This window comes from Roseobacter weihaiensis (assembly GCF_020622345.1).
GTDB lineage: Bacteria > Pseudomonadota > Alphaproteobacteria > Rhodobacterales > Rhodobacteraceae > Roseobacter > Roseobacter weihaiensis.
The window spans coordinates 1-1,820 of sequence record NZ_JACNMO010000069.1; the positions used below are offsets into that span (position 1 = coordinate 1).

At 54.7% G+C, this 1,820-nt stretch carries 2 protein-coding genes; both read right to left on the reverse strand.

Translation table 11 applies throughout. The features are described 5' to 3' along the window. Positions 1-85: 85 nt before the first annotated feature. Positions 86-247, reverse strand: a complete 162-nt coding sequence (locus H7847_RS26515; RefSeq protein WP_227272711.1) for a VOC family protein — start codon at positions 245-247, stop codon at positions 86-88. Positions 248-251: 4 nt separating this feature from the next. Then, positions 252-1,334 carry a ribosome small subunit-dependent GTPase A gene (gene rsgA / locus H7847_RS26520; protein ID WP_227272713.1) on the reverse strand — a complete coding sequence of 361 codons (1,083 nt, stop codon included), beginning with the start codon at positions 1,332-1,334 and terminating at the stop codon, positions 252-254. Between the last annotated feature and the right edge of the window lie 486 nt (positions 1,335-1,820).

Genomic DNA, 1,820 nt, shown 5'->3' on the forward strand with positions numbered 1-1,820 from the left:
GGTCTGCGATACGTCTAAACCAATGTAGTTTTTCATGGTCGTCTCTCCTTCAGCTCAAGGTTTCTGAGATCGACATTAGCCGTTCTCAATGCCCTTGAAGCCGAGCGCTCAGCAGATACGCCATGTCCTTTGAATGTTCGATCTGATACGTCCAGTTGGCGACACGGGCGTAGAACGCCATCGAACGGTCTCTGTTCGATGTGAACAGGTCATGCCATACGATTTGACCGACTTTTGACTGCGCCATCTTCTTACCTCCTGACGTCCTTAAGTTTTTTAACGTTGCGAACCATCTTCCCGAATGCCTTGTCTCGCGACCTGCGTTCCGCAAGGCTGGCCGAGTTGAAAGCATCTTCGGCCAAGAGTTTACGCCATCTCCCCAGCCGAACAGCCTCGAGAGCACCTTGTTCGATGGCCTTCAGAACAGCGCATCCCGGCTCGGTCTCGTGTTGACAGTCGTTAAAGCGACAACCTGCGGCCAGCTCCCGAATATCGGCGAAAAGGTCATTGATGCCCTCCGCCGCATCGGTGAGCTGCAATTCCCGCATACCGGGGGTATCCAGGATCAGACAGCCATTGGGCATCGCGTGAAGCTCACGCCTTGTCGTCTTATGCCGACCCTTCGCATCGTCCTTGCGAATGGCCTGGGTCTCGATAGATTGGCTCTCGAGCAATGCATTGGTCAGCGTCGATTTACCAACGCCAGATGAACCGAGAAACGCCACCGTCTTGCCTGGCTTGCACCACTGGATCAGCTCTGTTCGGGGGGCATTTCCACGAGCGTCAAGGGCGACCACGTCGATCATATCCGATACCGTGCGTGCGGTATCGATGTAGCTTTGCGCGTCCGTCACGAGGTCGGTCTTTGTGAGGACGATTACGGGTGTTATCCGTGCTTCAAACGCGAGAGCGGCATAGCGTTCTAGCCTTGCCACGTTGAAGTCCTGATTGCAGGACGTGACAACAAAGGCAGTATCAATGTTCGCAGCGATCAGTTGTTCCTGCCGGTCTGTGCCGGGTGCGCGCCGCTTGATTAGGCTTGTGCGCTCGAGTGCCCGACTGGATCGCGGGTGCGAAGGATTCAGCATCAACCAGTCACCGACAGTCACATCCGATATCGGAGGAAGTATGGTATCAACGTTGTCACCAAGAACGTGCAGCCCGTTGCGATGCACTTCGACTACGCGAACGGGAGGTGTCGCGTTCAAATCGTCCACACTGATTTGCTGGGTGAAGAAGGGTTGCCATCCCAGTGCCTGAAGAGGGCTGAGATTGGCGTGTGATCCCGCGTCGCGTGCGCGCTGCGGAAGGAAATTTGAGTAATCCCGTGTCATGGGGTGTACACTTTCATGTCTCTTGCCCAGGCGTTGCTTGGGCGCTGATGATAGGAAACGAGTGTGCACATCAGAAATTGCCGTCCGCTTCAAAGGGACGGAGCTGTTTCACACGTTCTATGTGCACCGGGAGGCGCGCTGCCTCCCTTTCTTACCGGGACATGAAATCTCCATTTCGGATAGAAAGCACATAGGGAGAAGAGATGCACAATACAACGGCTGACAACTGACTTGGACTCTTCTCCGGTTATCAAAAGCGGTCATTGGATGGGACCAAAGCGAAGTCTGCTTCTCTAATCGGGCGTTTGGGTCAAGTTCATTTCATTGTGTCATTTCCGTCCTATAGGGATCGCTGTCCTTCATCCGGGTCACGCTTCTCTTCGCAGTCATTGTAGGCCCGGTTCGGTTGGGCCGCTGCACGCATGTGTCGGAATGGACGTGGAGCGCCCCGCTTTGTCTCGCGCTTCAAATTGAGCAGTGAGCTTT